This is a genomic window from Flavobacterium sp. CFS9, assembly GCF_041154745.1.
In the GTDB taxonomy this organism is placed as follows: Bacteria; Bacteroidota; Bacteroidia; order Flavobacteriales; family Flavobacteriaceae; genus Flavobacterium.
Window position 1 is genome coordinate 2142807 of sequence record NZ_AP031573.1, and the last position, 18660, is coordinate 2161466.

At 34.0% G+C, this 18660-nt stretch carries 17 protein-coding genes and 1 tRNA gene; 10 read left to right on the forward strand and 8 right to left on the reverse strand.

Features of this window, described 5'->3' with window-relative positions; translation table 11 throughout:
* Positions 1 to 3: 3 nt before the first annotated feature.
* Complete coding sequence (locus tag ACAM30_RS09410; RefSeq protein ID WP_369618254.1) at positions 4 to 1140, forward strand: 1-acyl-sn-glycerol-3-phosphate acyltransferase; 1137 nt, start codon at positions 4 to 6, stop codon at positions 1138 to 1140.
* Positions 1130 to 2161, forward strand: coding sequence for an asparaginase (locus ACAM30_RS09415; protein WP_369618255.1), 1032 nt, complete (start codon positions 1130 to 1132; stop codon positions 2159 to 2161). Before ACAM30_RS09410 ends, ACAM30_RS09415 begins: the two co-directional genes overlap by 11 nt.
* Before the next feature lie 93 nt (positions 2162 to 2254).
* Here ACAM30_RS09415 and ACAM30_RS09420 read toward each other — a convergent pair whose 3' ends face one another.
* Positions 2255 to 3487, reverse strand: a complete 1233-nt coding sequence (locus tag ACAM30_RS09420; RefSeq protein WP_369618256.1) for an MFS transporter — start codon at positions 3485 to 3487, stop codon at positions 2255 to 2257.
* Positions 3488 to 3578: 91 nt separating this feature from the next.
* On the opposite strand from ACAM30_RS09420, the gene ACAM30_RS09425 reads away from it, so the two are divergent.
* Both ACAM30_RS09425 and ACAM30_RS09430 read left to right on the forward strand, forming a co-directional pair.
* On the forward strand, positions 3579 to 4448 hold the full coding sequence (locus ACAM30_RS09425; RefSeq protein WP_369618257.1) for a LysR substrate-binding domain-containing protein: 870 nt from the start codon (positions 3579 to 3581) through the stop codon (positions 4446 to 4448).
* 60 nt (positions 4449 to 4508) lie between these two features.
* A tRNA-Ser gene (locus ACAM30_RS09430) sits at positions 4509 to 4595 on the forward strand.
* A gap of 286 nt (positions 4596 to 4881) precedes the next feature.
* Here ACAM30_RS09430 and ACAM30_RS09435 read toward each other — a convergent pair.
* Both ACAM30_RS09435 and ACAM30_RS09440 read right to left on the reverse strand, forming a co-directional pair.
* On the reverse strand, positions 4882 to 7323 hold the full coding sequence (locus ACAM30_RS09435; protein ID WP_369618258.1) for a T9SS type A sorting domain-containing protein: 2442 nt from the start codon (positions 7321 to 7323) through the stop codon (positions 4882 to 4884).
* A 176-nt stretch (positions 7324 to 7499) separates the two neighbouring features.
* Positions 7500 to 7898 carry a helix-turn-helix domain-containing protein gene (locus ACAM30_RS09440; protein WP_369618259.1) on the reverse strand — a complete coding sequence of 133 codons (399 nt, stop codon included), beginning with the start codon at positions 7896 to 7898 and terminating at the stop codon, positions 7500 to 7502.
* Between the two features lie 327 nt (positions 7899 to 8225).
* Between ACAM30_RS09440 and ACAM30_RS09445 the strand changes: the two genes are divergently transcribed.
* The 6 genes from ACAM30_RS09445 to ACAM30_RS09470 all read left to right on the forward strand — a co-directional run bounded on the left by ACAM30_RS09445 (position 8226) and on the right by ACAM30_RS09470 (position 14348).
* Entirely contained in the window at positions 8226 to 8588 is a 363-nt protein-coding gene (locus tag ACAM30_RS09445; protein ID WP_369618260.1) for an S-adenosylmethionine decarboxylase family protein, read from the forward strand.
* A 3-nt stretch (positions 8589 to 8591) separates the two neighbouring features.
* Entirely contained in the window at positions 8592 to 9824 is a 1233-nt protein-coding gene (locus ACAM30_RS09450; RefSeq protein ID WP_369618261.1) for a DUF4178 domain-containing protein, read from the forward strand.
* A gap of 195 nt (positions 9825 to 10019) precedes the next feature.
* Positions 10020 to 10235, forward strand: coding sequence for a DUF350 domain-containing protein (locus tag ACAM30_RS09455; protein ID WP_369618262.1), 216 nt, complete (start codon positions 10020 to 10022; stop codon positions 10233 to 10235).
* Positions 10228 to 11748, forward strand: a complete 1521-nt coding sequence (locus tag ACAM30_RS09460; protein WP_369618263.1) for a polyamine aminopropyltransferase — start codon at positions 10228 to 10230, stop codon at positions 11746 to 11748. The genes ACAM30_RS09455 and ACAM30_RS09460 overlap by 8 nt, the downstream gene beginning before the upstream one ends.
* A gap of 88 nt (positions 11749 to 11836) precedes the next feature.
* On the forward strand, positions 11837 to 13351 hold the full coding sequence (locus tag ACAM30_RS09465) for an NAD(P)-binding protein (RefSeq protein ID WP_369618264.1): 1515 nt from the start codon (positions 11837 to 11839) through the stop codon (positions 13349 to 13351).
* Entirely contained in the window at positions 13329 to 14348 is a 1020-nt protein-coding gene (locus ACAM30_RS09470; RefSeq protein ID WP_369618265.1) for a hypothetical protein, read from the forward strand. The genes ACAM30_RS09465 and ACAM30_RS09470 overlap by 23 nt, the downstream gene beginning before the upstream one ends.
* Positions 14349 to 14437: 89 nt before the next feature.
* Here the strand turns inward: ACAM30_RS09470 and ACAM30_RS09475 are convergent, their stop codons facing one another.
* The 5 genes from ACAM30_RS09475 to ACAM30_RS09495 all read right to left on the reverse strand — a co-directional run bounded on the left by ACAM30_RS09475 (position 14438) and on the right by ACAM30_RS09495 (position 18595).
* Positions 14438 to 14944, reverse strand: coding sequence for a GNAT family N-acetyltransferase (locus tag ACAM30_RS09475; protein ID WP_369618266.1), 507 nt, complete (start codon positions 14942 to 14944; stop codon positions 14438 to 14440).
* 80 nt (positions 14945 to 15024) lie between these two features.
* Positions 15025 to 15984 (reverse strand): nitrilase family protein, encoded by a 960-nt coding sequence (locus ACAM30_RS09480; RefSeq protein ID WP_369618267.1) that lies wholly within the window; start codon positions 15982 to 15984, stop codon positions 15025 to 15027.
* A gap of 69 nt (positions 15985 to 16053) precedes the next feature.
* Complete coding sequence (locus ACAM30_RS09485; protein ID WP_369618268.1) at positions 16054 to 16881, reverse strand: DUF6597 domain-containing transcriptional factor; 828 nt, start codon at positions 16879 to 16881, stop codon at positions 16054 to 16056.
* 132 nt (positions 16882 to 17013) lie between these two features.
* A complete protein-coding gene (locus ACAM30_RS09490; protein WP_369618269.1) occupies positions 17014 to 17745 on the reverse strand; it encodes an SGNH/GDSL hydrolase family protein in 732 nt (243 codons plus the stop codon).
* A 67-nt stretch (positions 17746 to 17812) separates the two neighbouring features.
* A complete protein-coding gene (locus ACAM30_RS09495) occupies positions 17813 to 18595 on the reverse strand; it encodes a DUF3050 domain-containing protein (RefSeq protein WP_369618270.1) in 783 nt (260 codons plus the stop codon).
* Positions 18596 to 18660 lie beyond the last annotated feature (65 nt).

Consider the following 18660-nt stretch of genomic DNA (forward strand, 5'->3'; position numbering starts at 1 on the left):
ATAATGCAGAGATTTGATGCCATTCGACCGTTTTATGATTCTGAAATAAATGAAGCACTTCATGATGTGGTCAATCATCCAATGATGAAAACCATGATGAATTTTACTTTTCCGGAAGTAGCAGATGAGGTTTGGAAAGAGCAGCTAAAAAAGACACATTCTATTCGTGATTTTCAATGCAATTTTATTTATAACACCATACAAAAGGTTTTAGAGAAAAGTTCTGAAGGTCTTACGACTTCAGGATTTGAGAAACTGGAAAAAAATGAATCTTACTTATTCATCTCTAATCACAGAGATATTTTATTAGATACTACTTTATTGAACGTTTGCCTTTTTGAGCATGGATTAGTCATGACAGCATCTGCTATTGGAGACAATCTGGTTAAAAAAGCATTCCTGAGTACTTTGGCAAAATTAAACAGAAACTTTCTGGTTCTAAGAGGTTTATCGCCAAGAGAAATGCTGCAGAGTTCTAAATTATTGTCCGAATATATCGGGCAATTATTGCTTCGTGAAAATCGTTCGGTTTGGATTGCGCAGAGAGAAGGCCGTACCAAAGACGGAAATGACGAAACCAATCCGGGAGTTCTGAAAATGATCGGAATGGGATCTGATGAACCTAATTTAATGGATTATTTTAAGAAATTAAAAATTGTTCCCGTGTCCATTTCATATGAATACGATCCAACAGATGTTCTGAAGATGCCGCAGTTAATGGCAGAAGCCAATAATGAGGTTTATGTTAAAGACAAAAACGAAGATTTCATGAATATCCTAAGCGGTATCATGGGAACTAAAAAAAGAATACACATTTCGGTAGGAGATGTTTTAGATACAGAAATCGATCAGATTGTAGCCGAAAATGACAATGTCAACAAGCAAGTACAGGCTTTGGCTCAGGTTATTGACGATTCGGTTTTGAAAAATTACCAATTATGGCCCACTAATTTTATTGCTTACGATATTTTAAACGAGACCAATAAGTTCGCACATCTGTACAAAGAAAGTGAAAAATCGTTGTTCGAGCGTCGTTTAGAAATGCGTATCGGAAGTGATAACCCGGTAACAAGACAAGGATTTTTGGCCATGTATGCTAATCCGGTTGTTAATAAATTAAAATATCAGGATGTCATCTAAACCAAAAATATTACTAATCTATACCGGTGGAACCATTGGTATGAGCAAAGATTTCGAGACAGGCGCGCTCAAAGCGTTTAACTTTGGTAAGTTATTACAAAAGATACCTGAAATCAAACAATTAGACTGCGATATTGAAACGGTATCCTTTGAAGACCCGATTGATTCCTCGAATATGAATCCTCAGGAGTGGACAAAAATTGCCACTATTATTGAGGAAAATTATAGTGCTTACGACGGGTTTGTGGTATTACATGGTTCAGATACCATGTCGTATTCTGCTTCGGCATTGAGTTTTATGTTAGAGAATTTGGCAAAACCGGTAGTGTTTACAGGTTCCCAGCTTCCGATAGGAGACTTGCGTACCGATGCAAAAGAAAACCTGATTACAGCCATTCAGATTGCTTCACTTCAGGAAAATGGAAAACCGGTAATCACGGAGGTCTGTTTGTATTTTGAATATAAACTGTACCGCGGTAACCGAACTTCAAAAGTAAATGCAGAACATTTCAGAGCATTTACAGCACCAAACTACCCGGAATTAGTAGAGTCGGGAGTTCATTTAAAACTGAACACCCATTTGTTTCTTCCTGTAAAGACAGACGCGAAACTAATCGTTCATAAAGAAATGGACAATCATGTCGCGATTATCAAAATGTTCCCCGGAATGAGCGAAGTGGTTTTAGCTTCAATTCTTGCTATTAAAGATCTAAGGGGAATTGTTTTGGAAACTTATGGTTCCGGTAATGCGCCAACAGAAGACTGGTTTTTGAATTTGATTGAGAAAGCAATTCAGTCCGGATTGCACGTAGTCAATGTGACGCAATGTTCAGGCGGAAGTGTCAATATGGGACAATACGAAACCAGTACGGCTTTAAAATCTCTTGGAGTTATCTCCGGAAAAGATATTACTACCGAAGCAGCTATTACAAAATTAATGTATCTGCTGGGACAAAATATTCCTCAAACTGAATTTAAGGCAATTTTCGAAACGGCTTTACGCGGGGAGATTTCGTTGTAAAATAAAATTCCAAAATAAAAATTCCAAATTCCAATTGTTTGTTGATTATATCTTCATTTTGGAATTTGGAATTTTTATTTTGGGCTTTAAAAATCAATTTTTGTAGCGAACCTCACAAGTTCCAAACTCTTCTTCAGAACTCTGTTTTTTGTAGTACACATAAACAATTACGGAGAGTATGCAAATAATACCCTGAATGGCCACAGTTTCTCGGGTCCCGATAATGTGCGAAACATATCCGATAATCAAACTTCCCACAGGAATCATTCCCTGATAGGCCATCAGATAGTAACTAATACTTCTCGAACGCAGGTGCACAGGACTTTGTGTCTGAACGTAAATGTTTATAGACGAGGTTTGTGCCATCATTCCCAGGCCGCTCAGAGCCATGCAAATAAGTGCCACAGTCAGACTATTTGAATAAGCCAGTATGATAATACTAAAGCCTAATAATAAGCTCGCAGCGATCATTATTTTGCCCATATTGTCCGCTTTTTTAAGATTAGCCAGATAAATAGCAGACAGTATCGAACCAATTCCGGCAGCGCTCTCAAACCAGCTGAAAGTCTGCGCATTTCCGCTAAAAATATCCTTGGCAAAAACAGGCATTAAAGTGTTGAACGAAATAACAAACAAGCTGCTGCACATTAACATCAGAAGCATTTTGGCCATTTCGCTTTCTTTTTTAATATAATCCAGACCTTCCAAAAAATCGTCTACCATTTTCATTTTTTCGGTTGCTTTAATATGAGGTGTGATTTTCATCATCAATAAAGAAATCAGAACCGGAATGTAGCTTAAGAAGTTTCCAATAAAACAAATGTCCTCACCGTAATTGTGCAGAATAATTCCGGCTAAGGCAGGTCCGGCAATTCGGGCGAAATTATTCAGCGTAGAGTTTAAGGCTACTGCATTGGGTAAGTCCTCTTTATTGTCAACAATATCAATCATCATCGTTTGTCGGCAAGTCATGTCAAAAGAATTGATGATTCCCTGAATTAAACTCAAGGCCAGAATAAAGTTGATGTTGTATATTTTCAGATAAATTAACAGTGCCAAAGCACCAGTCTGAAGCATAGCCAAAGATTGCAATAGAATCATAGCGCGGTGTCTGTCGTAACGGCCAATAATACTTCCGGCCAAGGGAGCCAGAAACAAGGACGGGATCATGCTTAAAAATGTCGCTAATCCCAGTAAGAAAACCGAACCCGTAACGCTGTAAATCATCCAGCTTACAGCTGTTTTTTGAAGCCAGGTTCCAATTACAGAAACAGATTGTCCGTAAAAGAACAACTTGAAGTTTTTTGATTTTAACGCTTTAAACATAATGCCTGATATTTTTTTACAAAGTTCGGGATTATGATTTCATTAGAAAAATTAATAATTTTACTTATAATAAGTATTTAAACTTATCAATATGGAAATTTATCAATTGGAATATTTTATAAAAACTGCTGAGGTACTTCATTTTACCAAAGCGGCCGAGTTGTGTTTTGTAACCCAATCGGGCTTATCACAGCAAATAAAAAAACTTGAAGAAGAACTCGAAATGCCTTTGTTTAAAAGGATCGGTAAAAAAGTACAGCTTACCGAAGCCGGCGCTGTTTTCCTGATTCACGCCAAAAAAGTTATCGAAAATGTAGAAAACGGAAAACAGGCTATTGAAGATTTAAACGAAATGATTGGCGGTGAACTGCGAATTGGTGTAACCTATATCTTCGGCCTTTTAATTCTGCCCGTTATCAATACGTTCGCAAAACAATACCCCAATCTAAAAATTGTAGTTGAATACGGTACAACAGAAGCTTTAGAACAAAAATTATTAACGAATGAATTAGACCTAGTTTTGGTGATTTCGTCACATGAAATAAATATTCCCGTTGAGAAAGTTCCTTTGTTTACTTCACAAATGGTATTGGTGGTTTCAAAAACACATTCTTTGGCAACTTTAGACAAAATTGTGTTTAAGAAAATTGAAGAAATTCCGCTTGTTTTACCGGGAAAAGGGTCGAATTCGAGAGAATTTGTGGAAGAACTATTTGCTAAAAACAAAATGAGACCCAAGATTTCCATCGAATTAAACTCGATTCATGCCTTACTGCAAATGGTGCAGGACAGTGACTGGGCTACTATAGTTGCCGAGAAAGCCCTAAAAGGCTGGGACGACCTGAAAGCGATTCAGATTACGGGAGTTCCAACAAAAAGAGAATCGTTTATGCTGACCCTTGGAGGCTACCAAAAAAAGGCCGTAAAACTGTTTATGGAAGAATTTAGAAAAAGTATGTAAACTAATATCCGATTTTGTTTTTCTAAGTCATTTTTTTTTATGTTATTTGCAGACCAATTTAGAGAGGTGTCCGAGTGGTTGAAGGAGCTAGCCTGGAAAGCTAGTATATGGGTAACTGTATCGAGGGTTCGAATCCCTTCCTCTCTGCAAATTTTTAACGTAAAGAATACCAAACCCCGAAACAAAAGTTTCGGGGTTTTTTATTAACTTTCTTCAATTATCAATTTCACATTAAACAAAGGTGTAACAGTAGACCAAACTATTGTTTTTTTGTACTAAGTTGAATATCAAAATACTTTTTGAAGATGGAAAAGCAATGTGTAAATTTTGCACTTTGCAAATTCCAATAAACCAGTATAAGGGTAACTATATCAAGAGTTCAAATTCTTTTCTCTCTGCTAAAAAAAGCGCCACAATTTTTGTGGCGCTTTTTTTATTTCTTTATAATTTTTTTGGTTATGCTTTGGTTATCGTTTTTAAATTTCATTATATATATACCAGTATTTAAAAAATTTAAATCTAATGATGAAGTTGAATAATTTTTTTTGTTGAAAACAGTTTTGCCTGATTGGTCATAAATTGTAATGTCATAATTTACATCGGAGTCCCATGAAATCTTATCCGATGTGGGATTTGGGTAAATACGTATTTCATTATTGTTAGAATCGGTTACATCTTCTATGCTTAATGTTGAAGTATTTATGAAAAAACTAGCTTTACCTATAAAGTAATAGCTCGTTGCAATATCTAATTTATGGTCCTTATTTAAGTCCCCTAACGTAACATCTCGACTCAAACTACTTGCATTTCCTAAATTATGTATTATGGTTTTTTGAAAAGCATTTTTTTGAAAAGAATAAGCAATTAATTTTTCATCATATGGAGCATAATATTCATAAGACACACCTATGACTTCTATATTTCCATCGCCATCAAGATCACCACAAGTAATAGATTGTAAGCTCTGTTGGTTGTCAATAGTTTTTATTGTTGAATTTGGATCAAATATTCCTTTGTCGTTTTTTATCCAATACACGTTACGAGGAGAATAGGAATAAGAGTCTGCGGAAATTATATCAAGGTAGCCATCATTATCAATATCTGCTAATTCAATTGGGTTAGTTGAGATACTGGTTAGCTCCGTATTTATAGTGAAATTTCCTTGTCCATCATTTTTTAGTATTTGAATTGAAGAAGTTTCTGCTGAACTAACAACAATGTCAATATCTCCATCATTATCAATATCTCCACTTTTTATTCTATTTGGTTTAAATCTATAATTTGTAGGAAAGCTAATTTGATTTACATTTTCGAAATTAAAATCTCCCAAATTTTTAATTATACCAAAATTAGTCCCTTTTTGATATGGATTTGTAAAACATATATCCGGTTTTCCGTCTTTATTGAAATCAGCTATTTCTATATCTCGAAAAGAAAGAAGAGGGATGCTGTAAACTGACGTGAATTTTTCATTGCCATTATTCTTGTAGATTTCAAACTTATATTGAGTGGAGGCTATAATATCAAGCCAGCCATCACCATTCATGTCTGCGAGTTCAATTTCGGAGCTAAGAGTTGATGTAATATCAGTAGGGAGTAGATATGGAGAAGAAAAATTTCCATTTCCTAAATTTTTATTCCACATGACAATACTAGATCCAGTAACAATATCATTAAGCCCATCATTATTTAGATCTCCAATTCTAATAGAAGAAATCGCACCTAATGGAGTTCTGATAATAGTCTCATCATATAACAAAGTAGATGGGTTATAAGAGTAATATGAAAGTTTTTCTCTTTCAGAATATTCAGTTTTTAAAGTAGAGAGACATACTATTTCCGGAAGCGAATCTTTATTAAAGTCGTCAGCAATTAGATCTTTTATAAATTTTATAGTATTGTTGCTTACTGTTTGAAAAGTAAAAGTTTTGTCAGTGTTATTCTTGTACCATCCTAGAATTGATGATTTTGAAGTAATGATATCAGGATAGCCATCATTATCCATGTCTCGAACACATAATTTAGTAAAATTACTTTCCTCATTATCAATAACAGTAGGAGGATCGAATTTGTTTCCTTTTTGACTAATATAGTACGATAGTTTGTTACTAGCATTAAAAGAGATAAGATCTAAAAAACCATCCATATTTATATCCATAAAATCAAAACTGCCATAATCAGCTATGTATGCAACATACACAGGAGGTTCAAAAGAGCCATTTCCCGTATTTTTATTCAAAAATATTGTGTTATCTTCACTTAGAGACATTATGTCTAAAAAGCCATCATTATTAAGATCAATTATTTTTACTTTTTCAAAGCCATATACTGAAGTGCTAATTTTTTTTCCTTCAGTAAAGACGCCATTTCCTTTATTGAGATAAAAAACTACTCCATCTTTATTTAATGAACCAACAACAATATCATTGAGGCCGTCTTTATTTAAATCAGCCACCTCCACAGATTGTGGGTTATCTATGGATGCGATAATTATTTCTTTAGAAAATTTTTCATTGCCTAAATTTTTATACCATGTAATTTTATCTAGGAAATAATCAACTGTTATTATATCATTTAAGTTGTCATTATCAATATCTGCTGCATAAATACATTTTAAGTAAAGAGTATTGTCAACGATTTTTTTTTGTTCATGTAGTAAATTCCCGTTTACATTTTTATACCAAACAAGAGTATTATCCTTTGTGTTTGTAATTAGTTCTTTGAAACCATCGTTATTTAAGTCTGCACTAAAAGAATTTGAGATATTAGTTGCAGTATTTCTTTCATCTACAAAAATTTGCTCTGTAGAGAAATTAATTTGGGGAAAAATGGATATGGAGTTTGATAAAAGTATAAAAAGTAATAGTTTTTTCATATGAGGAATTTACTTGAATAATTAGGTTTCAAATTTATATTAAAAAAAAGTAGGATTAATGCTAAAAACTAAAATCATAATAAAAAAATCCCACAATTTCTTTTTTTTGAAATTGTGGGATTTTTACTTTTGAGATCTAAACAAAAAAATCTTTTTCTATGGTATTTTTTAAAAACTTATTTCTTGTTCAATAACTTCTCCAAATATTCATTTTTATCCTTCTCAGCCTGCACTAAACGTTCGTAAAGTTCTACAACTTTATCAAGAGGATTGAATGAGCAATTATTTGATTGAATGGCTCCGTTACTATGGCTAAAGTCATTATCATAAATATTATTAAAATAATTAAAAACGGCTTCTTCTGAAAAGTTTTTAATGGCTTCAACCGTAACTCCAAGAACTTTTGCCACTTCTTTTAGTTTTTCTTCATCTATGGTTTCGCTGTTTTCTATAGTAGAAACAGATTGTTGAGATATACCTAAAGCCTGTGCCAATGCTTCTTGTTTCATGTCTTTCAGTTCACGAATACGACTTATTTTTCGCCCTATATGATATGGTTTTTCTGCTATGCTCATATTCAAAGATATTTAAAATTATAAAAGAATGATCGATTTTGGTAAAAAACAAGTTCGTTTTTGTAAGATACGCTTTTCATTATTGATACAAAAATACGGTTTTTCTACTTTGGCACAACTCCATTATGGAAGTTCACCAATAATAAGTTTATCAAAAATCAAATGGTTAGTAAAAGTAATATTAAAAGGGTTTTAAAAACAGAAAAAGCAATCCTTCAGAAGGTTAAAAATAGAAGATTGTCGAAGATTTTGAAGACGTATTTTTAAGTTAAATTTATTAAAGAAATTATTATATATTTGGCCTCTTTTGTTCCCTAAAAAACTAGAATGGATTTACCTCCTTACTCACCAGGATTGCATAAACTGGTTACTTTACATGTCGATGAAACTCAGAAACTAACCAATAGTAAGGGCTTTGTTGATGCGACCAATATGATTTTAGAAAAATATGGACTGGAAAAGGTAGGGGTGGTTGTACATAATTTCGACAACGATAGTTTTACAATTTCATTCTGCTTAAAAGAATCTCATATCTGCATACATACCTGGCCCGAATACAATCAACTTACATTGGATGTTTATCTGTGTAACTATCTTCAGGATAATTCACAGAAAGTTAAAGATGTTATGGCGGATTATATTAGCTATTTTGAAGGAAGAATTATTAAAGATTTTGAAATCAATCGATAGGATATGAAAATTACTTGTTACAATTGTAATACAGAAACTGAATTAAGAGTTGGTTTTGATGTTGTGAATTTTGTATGTCCCAATTGTCAGAGTTTGTATACTCGTGATGATGAAGGGCAGTTTCGCAGAAGATCTCAGTATAAAACCACACTTAATGATTTTCCGTTGGCTATTGGTGATGTTGGTTTTTTGAAAGGAAGCGAATATAAAGTCACAGGGATCTTGGTGAAAAAAGTTCATCCTGATTACAGATGGACAGAATTTATATTGGAGAATCACGAAAACGAGTGTATTTACCTTTCGGTTTCTAACGGACATTGGATTTTACTAACTGAAATGGAAGAGGTTTTTGAGGTAAAAAAACATCCTTTGGTTCTGGAGCATAATGACAAAGACTATAATATTTTCGAATATTCAGATGCTGCAATTATAAACGCTCAGGGGTTTTTCGATTTCGAATTGCCTCAGAATAAGAATATTCATTTAGTGGAGTATATAAGACCACCTTACATGATTTCTGTTGAAAGAATGAATGGAGTTGAAACAGCTTTTTATGGAGAATACATTAAAAAGGAAGAAATAAAAAAGGCTTTTAAAAATGTTGTACTGCCTTATAAGTTTGGTGTAAACATGATTCAGCCATCCCGGTTTAACCTTAATAATACAGCAATTATTTTTTGCTGTATTGCTGCATTGCTGATAGCAACCAATTGGTTTATCTATAAGGATCAATTTAAACAAAAGGTATTTTCCAAATCCATAAAATTTACTGAATTTAATAATAAAGAAATTACAAGTGATGCTTTTATTCTAAATGGCGGTTCGGCACCGCTGACTATTACAGTTGCTACAGATGTTGATAATTCCTGGGCAAATCTTAATGTTGCTTTAGTAGATGAAATGACCAATGATGAAATTTATGCCAATAAAGACATAGAATTTTATCACGGTTATTCTGATGGAGAATCATGGACAGAAGGGGACAATATGGAGAAGTTTAATATTTGCGGTGTTAAAGCAGGACGATATCATCTTTTGATAACCCCAATGAAAGCACCGGAAGATGTCAATAATAGTGAAATGCGTGTAAATGTAGTTTGGAACGAACCATCAAACAGAAATGTCTGGATGGTCGTTATTGGTATGATTGTCATTTACTTAATAATATGGTTTTTTACGTATAATTTTGAAAAAGAGAGATGGGCTGATAGTTCTTATTCTCGTTACGATGAATAAATAGTCATGAAAAAAATTTCGGATTTTATCTATAATAATGCAGCTTCATTAGCAATAGGACTTTTTTGCTTTGGAGTTTATCTTTATTTTGCAATTGCGGGAAACCGAATTTGCGATTGCGAAACCACAGAAAATTACAAGTCAACTGGAAGCCGGACTTCTTATAACCGTTTTTATCACAAATAATATTTTACTATGGATTTAATACATGTTCAACCAGTAGTTAATTCAGTTATTTTTTCTTTTTTAGGAATTATCATTTTACTGGTAGCTTATTTAATTATCGAAAAACTTACACCGGAAAACACCTGGAAAGAGGTAGGGGAGAAAAATAATGTTGCCGTTGCAATTGTTTTGGCCGCATTCATCATCGGGATTTCGATGATCATTAGTGCAGCGATTCATGGGTAAAAAGTTTCTAAGGTTTGAATTTCTTTTGCTGTTTGCCGTATTTATTATTGCGACCTGCGGGCTTATCTATGAGCTAGTTGCAGGAACGTTAGCAAGTTATTTATTAGGCGACTCCGTAAAACAATTTTCATTTATTATTGGAGTTTACCTGTTTTCGATGGGTATTGGCTCCTTTTTTTCAAAGTTTTTTCACAAAAACCTGCTCAATACATTTGTCGAGATCGAGATTTTGGTGGGTTTAATAGGCGGATTAAGTTCCGTTGTTTTATTTCTTTTGTTCGAAAGCGTCGAGTCTTTTCAGTTCATACTATACCTGTTTGTTTTTGTAACGGGCTTTTTGGTCGGATTAGAGATTCCGCTTCTGATGAACATTTTAAAAGACAAAGTCGAATTTAAGGACTTGGTTTCTAATGTCTTTACATTCGATTATATCGGGGCATTATTGGCGTCAATACTTTTTCCTTTGGTTTTAGTTCCGAAATTAGGGATAATGGGAACTTCACTTTTCTTCGGAATGATCAACGTTAGTATCGCCATAGTGTTGTGTTTTTTGCTTAAAAAAGAACTGAAAAAGCCTTATTTTTTAAAAGTAAAAGCTATTTTTTCATTCGGTGTTCTGCTTACGGTTTTTATCTTTTCCGATGTAATCCTATCTTATTCAGAAGGGAAACTATATGGTGAAAACATAATTTATACCAACACAACTCCGTATCAGCGTATTGTTCTAACACATAATAAAAGCGATTACAGACTATATTTAAACAACAATCTTCAGTTTAGTTCTGTAGACGAATATCGTTATCATGAAGCCTTAGTTCATCCGGCAATGTCAATGGCAAAAGTGGTAAAAAATGTTCTGGTTTTAGGAGGAGGTGATGGATTGGCAGTTCGGGAAATTCTGAAATACAAAGAGGTTCAAAAAGTAACTTTAGTCGATCTGGACGAAGGGATGACCAGACTTTTTAAAACTAATAAAGTATTGACGAAGTTCAATCAAAATTCATTAAACAATCCGAAAGTTACAGTTATAAATACGGATGCTTATATCTGGGCAAAAAGTTGTCAGGAGAAGTTTGACGTTGCGATTATAGATTTCCCCGATCCGTCAAATTATAGCTTAGGAAAGTTATATTCTTTGAATTTTTATCAAACTATAAAAGGAATTTTAAAACCCAATGCGGCAGTTGTCATTCAGACGACTTCACCCTATTTTGCGCCTAAGTCATTCTGGTGTATCAATAAAACAGTAATGCAGGTTTTTCCTCAGGTAGATGCTTATCATGCCTACGTTCCTTCGTTTGGAGAATGGGGTTATACCATTGCAATCAATGGTTTTGGATCCGGTTTTAACGAAGTGCATAGAAAAAGTCCGGGATTGAAATTTTACAATTATCAGTTTGACAGATTTAATTATTTTACCAACGATATGATTTCAAATGAAATAGAAATTAATCGTTTGGATAACCAGATTTTAGTACGCTATTTTGATGAAGAATGGGGAAAATTGCAATAAAGGAAGACGGAATTTCGTAAAAGGAATCACAGCATCTTTGCTCTTACTTCCTTTTATACAGTTTTGTTCTGATAAAATAGCAGTCCTGATGATCCGGTTATCAGGAACAAATCATCTTTTAGGACATCGATTGTGGATAAAAGATTTTCCGAAACCACAACAACAGGTAAAAATTCCTTATTTAATTATAGGTGGTGGAATCTCAGGTTTGAGCGCTGCACGTCAGTTTCATAAAAAGGGAATCTCTGATTTTTTATTAATTGAAATGGCAGATCATTTGGGAGGGAACTCTTCAAATGGTCAAAATAAATATTCTAAATACCCTCTGGGAGCACATTATTTGCCTCTTCCAAATTTTAATGATAAAGAGCTTCTTGGTTTTCTTGAAGAAGAAAAGATTATTTTGAGTTATGATAAAAAAGGGCTTCCGGTTTTTGATGAATTGCAACTAACTTTTGCACCGGATGAAAGGTTGTTTTATAAAAACAATTGGCAGGAAGGAGTTGTTCCAAAGGAAGGAAATTCAGAAGAAGAACATAAAGAATTTCAACGATTTTTCAGAGAAATGGATGCTTTTAGAAGCGCAAAAGGAGAAGATCAGAAATACTTATTTGATATTCCAATACGTCTTTCTTCCAAGGATCAAAAAACAAGAGCATTGGATAAAATTACTATGCAGCAATGGTTTGAGAAGAATAATTTTAAATCAAAACCCCTGTTTAATTATATTGATTATTGCTGTAAAGATGATTTTGGATTAGGAATTACTTTTGTCTCAGCCTGGGCGGGAATTCATTATTTTGCAGGACGAAAACAAGATGCAGCTGTAGAAAAATCCGATAGCGTTTTAACCTGGCCGGAAGGAAATGCCAGATTAGCACATCATCTTAAAAAATACACAGCGCAAAAAACACTCAAAAATCATTTGGTTTATGAGGTGAAAATTGAAAAAGAGAAGGTTGTTGTTCAGGCATTTGATGATGTTAACAAGTCTTCAATAGAAATAATAGCGGATAGCGTTATCATGGCAACGCCGCAATTTGTAAATCAATACCTCATAAAAGACCGTAAACAATTTACAAAACATTTTCATTACACACCTTGGCTTTTGGCGACTTTAGTGGTAAACAATCTGACAGATAATTTAAGTTTTCCTCTTTCGTGGGATAATGTGATTTATGAAGCAAAAGGTCTCGGTTACGTTTATGCACAGCATCAAACATTAAATCAGGTTCAGGACAAAAAAGTGATTACGTATTATCATAGTTTCTCATCTGCAGATCTAAAGAAAACACGTAAAGAAATCTACAAAAAAGACAAAGAATATTGGAAACAGGTTGTTCTTGATGATCTGAAAATTGCACATCCGGACATTGAAAATGATACTGAAGAAATGGAAGTTTTCTTATTAGGACATGGTATGATCTCTCCGGTGCCTGATTTTATCTTTGGAGAAGCAAAAGAGAAAGCTTCACAGAATATTGAAAATCTAATCTATTTTGCACACTCTGATTTGTCGGGGATTTCAATTTTTGAGGAAGCTTTTCATCAGGGAATTAATGCCGTAAATAAAATATTAGATGGAACAGCCCTGGATTCATAAAGCAAAAACAGATTCATTGTTAATCATTGGACCGTCATTTTTTGTGCTGGCCGTTATTTTTGTTTTTCAGAACTATATTACTTCGATCGAAAATAATTATTCGTTTTACACCTGGCTTTTTTTAATTGTATTTATTGATGTAGCACATGTTTATGCCACCTTATTTAAAACCTATTTTGTAAAAGAGAAATTTCTGAAAGACAAGAAGAGATTGATTCTTTTACCTGTTATTTGTTTTCTTACCGGTTTAGTCTTATTCTCTTTCGGAAGCTTAGTTTTTTGGTCTTTTCTGGCGTATATAGCTGTTTTTCATTTTATTCGGCAGCAATATGGGTTTATGCGATTATATGCTCGCAAGGAAGAGAAAACAAAGGCCTCCGTCTGGATTGATAATCTGGCAATTTATGCTGCTACAGTTTACCCAATGCTGTTTTGGTTTTTTTCTTCCAAAAGAAAGTTCAATTGGTTTGTTGAAAATGAATTCTTTCATTTTGAAAATAAAGCCATTTTAGAAATTTTGTTTTGGGTATATAGTGCCATTCTATCCCTTTACGTTATTCGCACTACAATCGTTTCCGTTAAAACTAAATTCTTTAACATCCCTAAAAACAGCATTATTTTGGGAACTGTACTTTCGTGGTATTTTGGAATTGTTTACTTCAACGACGACCTTATTTTTACTTTGCTAAATGTAGTTTCACACGGAATTCCTTATATGGCTTTAGTGTATTTTAAAGAAATTGATGGAAAGAGCAGTAAAGAAATAGGTGCTTTGGCTTATTTAAAGAGATACAATGGCATTTTAATTTACATTGGCATATTAGTGTTAATTGCTTTTTCAGAAGAATTTCTCTGGGAGTTTTTCGTTTGGAATGAAAATATCACGGTAAGTAATTTCGATTTTTCAGGATGGCAATTTCTATTAGTGCCGCTTCTGAGTGTACCTCAGTTTACACACTATATTTTAGATGGCTTTATTTGGAAAACTAAAAAATAAATTAAATGTGAATCTCAAATAAAAAAGAAACGGTTTGTGAAACTTTATTCACAAGCCGTTTCTTTTAATGAGCTTACTTATATTAGATGTTACAGCTTAATCTCAAACAAACTAAAAGAACCTTCCTTATAATGTTCCGGTAGTTCACTTGTCCATTCGATGGTGCTGATTCCCTTGTATTCAAAACCGCAGCTGGTGTAATACTTATTTATCCTTTCGTTACCGCTGTGTGTGTCAAGTCTGATGTATGATTTGTTGTTTTTTTTAGCATATATTTTTGCCCATTCGATGATTTTTTTAACATACGACTGACCTCTAAATTTAGGGTTGGTTGCAATGCGATGGAGATAAACCGCAGGGTCTGCACTGGCTTCTTTCCAGATAATCAAATCGTTAAAGGTAAGAACAAAGGTACAGGCAATTTCATCTCCCTCTTTGATGATAAAGTGACGATTTTCGGCAATTTCTTTTTCTATAAGTGTTCTCTCAAAGCCTCTCCAGCTTTTGTTGTTGACTGTTTTTTGATAAGAGGTAGCGGCATTGTAGAGATCAAAAACGGCATCGATATCCTCGTTTGTAGTTTTAAAAAATTCCATTATTGGGTGGTATGCTGTAGATTAATGAATCTTCCAAAGATAAATCTTTAAGACGCGTAAAGTCGCATGATACGTCAGTTTTAACTTTTTGTATTAGAATCCAGCCAGACCACATTTTGTTCGGATTGATGCTCCTGGCCAATAATGTCTTTATATAATTCTGGTCTTCTTGCTTTTATGTAACGATTTCCACCAGCCTGAAGGCACTTTTCAGGAGTTAATATTGCCGTTACAAAAGAGTCTTCAAAAGACCTGCATTCGGAAAGAATATCCCCAAAAGGATCAACAATCATCGAACAGCCATTTTTTAGTTGATCGTCGTCCATTCCAATTGGGTTCGAGAATACGGCATAAATCGCATTGTCATAGGCTCTTGCTGGAAGCCATTTCATCAGCCAGTCTCTGCCTTTCATGCCGTCAAATTCCAGTCGGAGAGAAGTAGGATCAGCTTCACGGTTTTCCCAAAGCTGTGGAGCGACAAATCCGGCACCTGGACGGGTCGAAGGAGTGCACATCGTAACATGTGGCATAAAAATAATTTGAGCACCTAAAAGAGTGGTAGCGCGAACATTCTCAATAATATTGTTGTCGTAACAAATTAAGATTCCGCATTTCCAGCCTTTAATTTCAAAGATACAGTATTGATCACCCGGAGTAAGGTGTGGATTGATAAACGGGTGTAGTTTTCGGTATTTGGCAACCAAACCATTTTCATCTACGCATACATAAGCTTTGAATAAATTATCGTTTTCATCTTTTTCAAAGAGCCCCGCCAGAATCACAATGTTATGGTTTCGGGCAATTTCGATTAATTTCAAAATACTTTCTCCACTCGGAATTAATTCTGCCAGGTTTAGCATTTGCTCTTTTGACAGATGTCGGGCAAAAGTATAGCCTGTTATGGAACACTCGTGAAAGGAGATCGCATCGCAGCCCTGACTTGCTGCCTGTTGTGAAAGTTTTTCAATTACAGACAAGTTATAGCTTTTGTCGCCGCTTTTATTCTCAAACTGAGCAGTGGCTATTTTTAAATTTTTCATAATGCTTACTATTGATTGGAGACAAAAGTAGCATCAGTATTATTTAAAAAATTGTACAAAACCGACATTCTAAAGCAGAATAGACGAAACAGTTTTAATGAGATTATTGGTTAGCTTTCCGGTATTGTTTAAGTACTCTTTTGGAGTGATTCCCGTGTGTTTTTTGAATTCCTTTATCAGATGAGACTGATCCGAAAAACCGGCATCGTAGCTAATGTTTGTGAGATTTGTATCGACAGACTTATCTTTTAATAGTTTTAAGAAATAATGCAGTTTGATAATATTTCCAAATTTCTTCGGATTTAATCCAATGCACTCTTTGAACTTTCTTTCCAGATGACGTTCGGTATAACCTGTAAATTTAGCCAGTTGGTTTACATTAAAACTTCCTTTGTACGCGGTAATAAAACGAAGTGAACTTTCAATAATTAATTGGTGAGAAGCTGTTTTGTCGGAAATATAAGTACCGAAAAAATGATTGAGAAGTTCAACTTTCTTTGAGATCGTATAATTTTCGCATAGCTGCTCCTGAAGAATTAAACCGTCTCTGTTAAAAATAGTATCAATAGAAACAATAGAGTCGAGAAATTCATAAGCCGGAATGCCCAACAATTGATGAATCCCGTTAGGCTGAAAAACAACAATTACAAGATTGATTTCATGGTTCGAATAAATGTCTTTAAACCCTGTAAGTTGCCCGTATAAAAAGGAATCCGGTAAGAAGCTCCGAACGTCTTGATTGTTTAGATCAGAGGTAAGATTGCCTTTTACAGAAAATACTATACCGGTATTACCATCAGAAAACAGACGAAGCTTTTGTTCGGATACCTCTTTAGTATCTAAAAAAAGATAATGTTTAATGTAAGGTGATAATTTTACTGATGGTGAAATCTGCATTATTTAAAAGATTATAGACTGCAGTCAATTATTGTTACTTCTTCAAAAGTCAATTGTATGAGGTCATTTTTGATTGGTGAAGAATAACTTTTGATAAAATTAAGGATATTTTTCCAATTGATATTTTAAATATTAGTCCTGTAATGCTATCCTTACCGAAGGTAAAATACGTTCAGTAAATAAAGTGTAAGCCTTGGCGGAAGGGTGTAAGCCATCTGCAGCTACCAGATCAGGATTGTCAAGACCTTTACGTGAAATATCGGTTATCGAAACAAAAACAACATTATTAAGTTTACAGTAATTCTCGGCAAAGGAATTGTATTGATTGATTTCGCTTGAAATTCTTTCACCTTCTCCCTCCATTTGTATTTTGCCAAAAGGAGTATAAGCATAATCCGGAATTGAGATCACTATTACCCTTTTTTTATTCCCTTTTGCTAAAACAATTGCTTTGTTTACAAGTTCCGGAAACTCTTTCTCATAGATCGAAAAACTCTTGCCCTGATATTGATTGTTAACCCCGATGAGAAGCGTGACTAAATCATAGTTAGGATCCGGATTTTGGGTGTTTATTGCCGAAATTAAATTAGTAGTAGTCCATCCGGTGGTCGCAATTATTTTTAATGAAAAACCAGCTTGTGGATAAATTGCTGTTAAACTCGATTTTAACTGTTCAGGAAATCCACAGGTTTCGCAGACGCTTTGTCCGATGGTATAGCTGTCTCCTAAAGCCAAATATTTGATGGAACCGAAAAGAGGAGTAATTGGAAAAGTAGTTATTTCCGAATTCGTTTCGTCAGAACTGCAGCTTAGCAGGAATATAGAGAGGATAACAATAACTATTTGTTTGAAATGCAGTTTCATAATTTTGACAAATTAAGTTTCGGTTCATTTTAAACAAATAGTTACGTTAAATAACTTGTTTCGGTTTTTAGACCATTTCAGTTTTCATCAGAATTTCTTCTTCAATAGCATTCCAAAGTCCGATACGTTTTTCTAATGCTAAAATCGAAATTTCTTCCACTTCTTTCCATTTTTGTGCATCATCTTCACACAAATCAGTGATCATTTGCATCGCCATTGGTCCGTGTTCATCAGCATCCAATTCGATATGTCTTTCGAAATAGTATAAAAGTTTATTTAGATCCGTTTCAGGAAGATTTTTCTGGAAGTTTTTCAGGATCGCGGTAAACATACTCGGAATCAAATCTTCTCTTCCAAAAGTAAATGCTGCGGCAATTTGATGAGGTTTTCCTTCTTCGATTACTCTAAAAGTAAAATCTAAGAAAGCTTTTGTGTCAGGATGTAGGGAACTCTGTTTTATGGCAACAAAAATATTATGCAAGGAGTTTACTTCGGCCAGAAAGTTGTTGATTCCGCTTGTATCAGCACCACAATCTTCCATGGCTTCAATATACATTTCATAGTGACTTTGTCTTTTTCCATCAATACTTAAATCGGTTTCTTCTGCCAAAACGATTTCATTGATTAAGTATCTTGTTTCAGGATTTTTTGTCGCGAACCAAGGGGTAGAAGTACAGGTAAGCTTAGATTGTAATGCTTTTAGTAAGGACATAAAATCCCAAACAGCGAAAACATGAGTTTCTAAAAAACGATGAAGATCGTCAATGCTCTGAATTTTATTGTATAATGAATGTTGTAGAAGTTGATCTTTTTGGGGTTGAATGCTATTGTTGATAGTTTCAATATTCATTTTCGAATTTTTTATGCAAATATAAAAAGCTTCTCGTTAAGAAGAAGCTTTTTGTATTGGTTTTG

What these genes read in the sequence shown, in the direction of transcription:
- ACAM30_RS09455 (WP_369618262.1), top strand. Translation starts at nt 10,020, where the DNA reads ATGGATTTAATACATGTTCAACCAGTAGTTAATTCAGTTATTTTTTCT.
- ACAM30_RS09480 (WP_369618267.1), bottom strand. Translation starts at nt 15,984, where the DNA reads ATGAAAAATTTAAAAATAGCCACTGCTCAGTTTGAGAATAAAAGCGGC.
- ACAM30_RS09485 (WP_369618268.1), bottom strand. Translation starts at nt 16,881, where the DNA reads ATGCAGATTTCACCATCAGTAAAATTATCACCTTACATTAAACATTAT.
- ACAM30_RS09465 (WP_369618264.1), top strand. Translation starts at nt 11,837, where the DNA reads ATGATCCGGTTATCAGGAACAAATCATCTTTTAGGACATCGATTGTGG.
- ACAM30_RS09445 (WP_369618260.1), top strand. Translation starts at nt 8,226, where the DNA reads ATGGATTTACCTCCTTACTCACCAGGATTGCATAAACTGGTTACTTTA.
- ACAM30_RS09425 (WP_369618257.1), top strand. Translation starts at nt 3,579, where the DNA reads ATGGAAATTTATCAATTGGAATATTTTATAAAAACTGCTGAGGTACTT.
- ACAM30_RS09440 (WP_369618259.1), bottom strand. Translation starts at nt 7,898, where the DNA reads ATGAGCATAGCAGAAAAACCATATCATATAGGGCGAAAAATAAGTCGT.
- ACAM30_RS09415 (WP_369618255.1), top strand. Translation starts at nt 1,130, where the DNA reads ATGTCATCTAAACCAAAAATATTACTAATCTATACCGGTGGAACCATT.
- ACAM30_RS09495 (WP_369618270.1), bottom strand. Translation starts at nt 18,595, where the DNA reads ATGAATATTGAAACTATCAACAATAGCATTCAACCCCAAAAAGATCAA.
- ACAM30_RS09470 (WP_369618265.1), top strand. Translation starts at nt 13,329, where the DNA reads ATGGAACAGCCCTGGATTCATAAAGCAAAAACAGATTCATTGTTAATC.
- ACAM30_RS09435 (WP_369618258.1), bottom strand. Translation starts at nt 7,323, where the DNA reads ATGAAAAAACTATTACTTTTTATACTTTTATCAAACTCCATATCCATT.
- ACAM30_RS09450 (WP_369618261.1), top strand. Translation starts at nt 8,592, where the DNA reads ATGAAAATTACTTGTTACAATTGTAATACAGAAACTGAATTAAGAGTT.
- ACAM30_RS09460 (WP_369618263.1), top strand. Translation starts at nt 10,228, where the DNA reads ATGGGTAAAAAGTTTCTAAGGTTTGAATTTCTTTTGCTGTTTGCCGTA.
- ACAM30_RS09475 (WP_369618266.1), bottom strand. Translation starts at nt 14,944, where the DNA reads ATGGAATTTTTTAAAACTACAAACGAGGATATCGATGCCGTTTTTGAT.
- ACAM30_RS09420 (WP_369618256.1), bottom strand. Translation starts at nt 3,487, where the DNA reads ATGTTTAAAGCGTTAAAATCAAAAAACTTCAAGTTGTTCTTTTACGGA.
- ACAM30_RS09490 (WP_369618269.1), bottom strand. Translation starts at nt 17,745, where the DNA reads ATGAAACTGCATTTCAAACAAATAGTTATTGTTATCCTCTCTATATTC.
- ACAM30_RS09410 (WP_369618254.1), top strand. Translation starts at nt 4, where the DNA reads ATGCAGAGATTTGATGCCATTCGACCGTTTTATGATTCTGAAATAAAT.